This window comes from Pyrobaculum sp. (assembly GCF_049971835.1).
In the GTDB taxonomy this organism is placed as follows: domain Archaea; phylum Thermoproteota; class Thermoprotei; order Thermoproteales; family Thermoproteaceae; genus Pyrobaculum.
Genome location: NZ_JBMFKV010000152.1, coordinates 1 through 4494 on the forward strand (window position 1 = coordinate 1; position 4494 = coordinate 4494).

Annotated in this window: 5 protein-coding genes and 2 tRNA genes; 3 read left to right on the plus strand and 4 right to left on the minus strand. The window is 59.6% G+C overall.

Features of this window, described 5'->3' with window-relative positions; genetic code table 11:
• Nucleotides 1-904: ATPase domain-containing protein (locus ACP5J3_RS11085; protein ID WP_428495752.1), on the plus strand; the 904-nt coding region annotated here is incomplete at its 5' end.
• Nucleotides 905-1171: 267 nt separating this feature from the next.
• Nucleotides 1172-1265: transfer RNA gene (locus ACP5J3_RS11090), tRNA-Trp, on the plus strand.
• 23 nt (nucleotides 1266-1288) lie between these two features.
• On the opposite strand, the gene ACP5J3_RS11095 is transcribed toward ACP5J3_RS11090, so the two are convergent.
• Entirely contained in the window at nucleotides 1289-1453 is a 165-nt protein-coding gene (locus tag ACP5J3_RS11095; RefSeq protein WP_428495753.1) for a hypothetical protein, read from the minus strand.
• Nucleotides 1454-1498: 45 nt separating this feature from the next.
• On the opposite strand from ACP5J3_RS11095, the gene ACP5J3_RS11100 reads away from it, so the two are divergent.
• Nucleotides 1499-1590, plus strand: a tRNA-Arg gene (locus tag ACP5J3_RS11100).
• 324 nt (nucleotides 1591-1914) lie between these two features.
• Here the strand turns inward: ACP5J3_RS11100 and ACP5J3_RS11105 are convergent.
• The 3 genes from ACP5J3_RS11105 to ACP5J3_RS11115 form a co-directional block, all read right to left on the minus strand.
• Nucleotides 1915-2898: a hypothetical protein gene (locus ACP5J3_RS11105; RefSeq protein WP_428495754.1), complete on the minus strand. Its 984-nt coding sequence runs from the start codon at nucleotides 2896-2898 to the stop codon at nucleotides 1915-1917.
• Nucleotides 2895-3353: a hypothetical protein gene (locus ACP5J3_RS11110; protein WP_428495755.1), complete on the minus strand. Its 459-nt coding sequence runs from the start codon at nucleotides 3351-3353 to the stop codon at nucleotides 2895-2897. The genes ACP5J3_RS11105 and ACP5J3_RS11110 overlap by 4 nt, the downstream gene beginning before the upstream one ends.
• A 456-nt stretch (nucleotides 3354-3809) precedes the next feature.
• A complete protein-coding gene (locus ACP5J3_RS11115) occupies nucleotides 3810-4355 on the minus strand; it encodes a PaREP1 family protein (RefSeq protein ID WP_428495756.1) in 546 nt (181 codons plus the stop codon).
• Nucleotides 4356-4494 lie beyond the last annotated feature (139 nt).

Sequence of the window (4494 nt, forward strand, 5' to 3'; positions counted from 1 at the left end):
GGAAGGGGTCGGGCCCAAAACTCTGGAGAAGCTGAGAGAGCTGGGGGTGACGTCGGTGGAGCACCTCGCCGAGTTCACCATAGAGGAGCTGGTGGAGGCGGGGATCGAGTACGACAGAGCCGTCAAAATACTGCAGCAAGCCCTCCAGAGGGTGGGCGGCGCCAAGCCCGTCACACTGAGAGAAATCAGGCAGAGACAGGCCAGGACCTTCAAGACGGGGCTCTCCGACTTCGACGAGAAGACCCCCTGGCGCGGGGTCAGGGAGGCCTTCATATACGAATTCGCCGGGGAGTACGGCGCGGGGAAGAGCATGTTCGCCCACCAGCTCTCAGTCGCCGCGCTGAAGGAGGGCTTCACGGAGAAGGTGGTCTACATAGACACGGAGGGCACCTTCAACGACAGGCTGGCGGAGGCAGTGGCCAAGAGGTTCGGCGCCGACGTGGACAGAGTCATGGACTCCATCTACGTCTACCAGCCAGCCAACGTCGTCCAGCTGGAGCAGATAGTGAAGTTCGACCTGCCGAGGCACATACAGGAGGGTTGCAGACTCGTCGTCATAGACACAATTACAGCCCTCTACCGCGCCGAGTTCGTGGGCAGGGAGCACCTAGCCGCCAGGCAACAGAGAATACACTACCTCGTCGACTGGCTGAGGAGACACGCCAGGACCTTCAGCCTCACGTCGGTCTTGACAAACCAGGTAATGGACATCCCCGAGGTCTTCGCCGCAGGCGCCAAGAGGCCAGCCGGCGGCAACGTGCTGGCACACGCCGTAAACGCCAGGTTCATGATGACCAGGCCAAACAAACAGAAGCCGGAGGGCCACATGTGGCCCCTAGACGTGCCCGGCATGCCCCCCGACGTCAGGATAGAGTACAGGCTGACAGACGCCGGCCTTGAATAGCCCCAAGTCCTTCACACCGACAAGACGCCGCGAAGCGGCGCATCCACCACCGCCGAAGAAAGCCTCCCGGGCTTAGACACCACAAGCCAACCGCAACGCCATCCGCAATACACGGCAGAGAATCCACAGCCAACCCCCCATGCGCGCCCACGCCTCCGGACTCCCCCAGCCCACTCGCCGCCACACCGGCGCCCGCCAAAACAGGAGTAGCGTAGCCCCCGGCGGCGGCAGGAAAACTTTAAAAACAAGAAAACACAAAGACACACCGGGGCCGTAGCTCAGCCAGGCAGAGCGGCGGGCTCCAGACCCGTAGACCCCAAAGGGGCGGAAGGCGGGGGTTCAAATCCCTCCGGCCCCACCAATCCTCTCCACCAAAACCCACAGTCAACTACGGCGACGCCTTAACATCCACCACCCAGACGCCGCGGGGGCGCCACGCGTCCGACCCCCCGCCCCGATCCACCGGCCGCAGGCGGTGCAGAAGGCGGCGATTTTAACCCCCCTCCCCCCGCCGCTTTCAGTCCAGAGGGGGCCGCCGCATGGCTCCACGCGGCGCGGAGAAAACACTTAAAAACACACCAGGGACATGTAAAGGGGCCCGTAGCTCAGTCAGGACAGAGCGGCGGCCTCCGGAGCGCGGCGGAGAGAGCCGTAGGACGTGGGTTCAAATCCCACCGGGCCCGCCAGTGAGGCGATCCTCACGGCGAATTCCACGGCGGGGCAGACCTCCTCACGGCGCCGGTGTCGCACAGGCGAGGCCGCCTCGCCGCCGAGGACGCGCCTACGGTGCACCTCGGCGTGTATAAAGTAATATTTAAAAACACGAGCCAAAACAGGGGCATGGCTGAGGAAATTAAGAACCAAAACAATCAACAACAGGACAAAAAAGGGCTGAAGGTAGTGAAGACGTATGAAACAGTGAGAGTGGTAATGGCAATGGGGATTCTATAGGCAGAGGCACGTCAGCGGAGGCCCAGACACCTCGACCCCGGCGCCGCGCGTAGCGGGCCCTACCGCCCCAGCCTGCTGGCGAGCTCTTGTCTAAAGTAGTGAGCTAGGTATTTTACATAGTCGCTCCACCACACCACGCCCTTTTCCTGCAGAGTCTTCCTCACCCCCTCGCTAGACGCCGCGTAGAGCGCCCTCTCGAGCGCCACACTCAGCTCAGCGACGGCGCGGCTGTGGCTCTCGGTGGGGGGAGAAGCCGCCCTGGGGTAGAGCGCCAGGCCGCCGACGGAGTGGACCGGCCTGACGTAGTAGTACCTCTTCAGCACCTCCAGAAGCTCCGCGCTGGCCGCGTGCACCGCCTTGTAGACGCCGTGCACCCAGGCCAGCCTCCTGTGCTCCTTAGAGACTTCGCGGTATAAGTCGCCGGCGAGAGCTCTGCCCCAAGGCCGGTACCACAGCGGCACCGCGTTGTGCAGACGGAGGCTGTAGTTGCGAGACGCCTTGACCACCGACGCCGCGCCGAGGGCCGTCAGCGCCCGGACGCCGTAGGGGGTAGCCGCCCTCACCTCGGCCAGCGCCAGCTGGCCCATCAAGACGTCTACAAAGCGCCTAGCCGCCTCGGGCTCGGCGTCTATGAGGTGCGGAAAGGCGTCGACCTTATCCTCCCCCACGTAGCCCTCGAACTCCGCCAGCACATCCACAGGCTCGTCCGTCATGCCGAGGCCCACAGGCAGGTGCGGAGCGTTGTAGAAATCCACCTCCACCCGCAACTCCGCGTCCCCCAGCCTCCCCCTCAACACAGCTGTGACGCCGCCGACCTGGAGCACCTCGGCGATCCGATCCACTGCGTCGAGAGAGGGCTCGGCGTCCACCTCGCTACACCTCACGTGTACCACTTCGGGGTGGCTCTCCCAGCGGCAGAACTTGACGCCGTCCAGCCTCCCCACCTCCGCAAAGGCGGTTACCAAGCTCACCCCCAGAGCGGCGACTAGTCTAAAGCGACTCCTCGGCGCGACGCGCAACGCACCCAACCTAATGATAATCATACCTCTAGTAGCAGTATGCGCCCTACCCTATAAATTTTTTGTAAGACTTCCTCAGCTCTCTTTGAATTTATTCTTATGCCAAGTACGCCTTGTAAGTCGAGAACCGACACCTTCTCCACCCCCGTAACTCTAATCTCTACACCGTACTCTGATAGCAAGTACATGAGATAGTGCACCAATTTATCGTAGATTCTGTGGGAGGCGCCCCTTGGCAGTAGCAACACGAGGTTAACCAATTGTAATTCTAGCTTCTCGGCAGTGGCTTTAGCTTTGGCTAGCAAATTTTTCTTAACAGAGCCTGCGGAGGTTACACAGAGCTTAGTCTCAATTAAGAAATGGCCGTTCTCAGTTTGGAGGTAGAGATCCACCCTGGGGTCAACCCCCGCGAATCTCCTCTCCTCCGTACAGATACACCGTCGCCATTCAGCGCCCAGCCTCCCTATAGAAGTTAACAAATGGCTTGAATTTTGATTATAGAAACTTTCATGATCTTTATCAAATTTTTTAAGACAATCTATAACTAAAGACTTGCAGTATTCACTAGACATACAACAATAAAATACAGCATTGAGCAGACTCGGCAACATCCCATTGAAATACGCCACCTACCCCGTCACAGCTACATGACATTAGCCATGGTTAAGCTACATTTTATAAGAATTGCCCCGTTCTTAAATTGCTATCACAATCGACATACCTTAAAGTCAAACTCCCTACATGTCATAAAGTCTGTTTAGACAAGCCGCAAATATGACATCATTACTCTAAAACAGGCATATTACCCCCCATCAACGTTACCGCGGCGATGAGCATAAACTACCTATATACAGAAACAGCTAGCTATCCGGCCTATCCACGAAACCCCCGACCTCTACGCGCGGCAGACACCTCCACAAACCACGCCGACGCCGCTACCCACCCAAACCCCGCCTCAACACCCCCAGCGCCTCCTCAAGCTCCGGGCCCCACCCCACCCTGTACTTCACCGCCTCGACCCTCGCCACAAGCTCCCTCAATAACAAGACCACGTCCCTCGCCGCCTCCTCTCTACTGCGGTATTTCGACCACGCCATGTCCGGATCCGGCCCGTGGTACTGGTAGTCGCGGAGATCTAGGGCCTTATCCGTCCCAAAGGAGAACCCAGCAAAACCAACCTCCTCAAGCATCTGGGAGAGCGCCTTCATGCGGCCCGTGGGCACCCGGGGCACCGCCGTCGACTCAAGCCACTTCCTCTCCTCCTCAGTCTTGGCGAGGGATTTCAGCTTGTCTAGCTCCAGCCTTAATAAGGCCGCCATCAGCGCCTTCCACGCCTGGAAGGCCTTGCCGGCGGCGTTTCTAACGAGGCCCCTCTTTAGGAACTCCGCCGCCAGACGCCCCCCGGCTAAGGCTTCCAAAAGCCGGGCCGAGACGTAGTCCTCCGAGGAGGGCTTGGGGAGGGGCCTCTCCAGAACCTCCATAGACAGGGTTAAACTTAGCTCAGCTATATATCCTTTGGCGACGCATTTAGCGCCTTGACTGGGCTCCGCTCTGCACGCGGCGGGTATTCTGTGTGTGGTCTGTAGTTGTATTGGGGGCTCTGGCTCCTCGTGGTGGCCG

Excerpts from the sequence above, each read along its gene's own strand:
- ACP5J3_RS11105 (WP_428495754.1), bottom strand. The coding sequence starts at position 2,898 with ATGATTATCATTAGGTTGGGTGCGTTGCGCGTCGCGCCGAGGAGTCGC.
- ACP5J3_RS11115 (WP_428495756.1), bottom strand. The coding sequence starts at position 4,355 with ATGGAGGTTCTGGAGAGGCCCCTCCCCAAGCCCTCCTCGGAGGACTAC.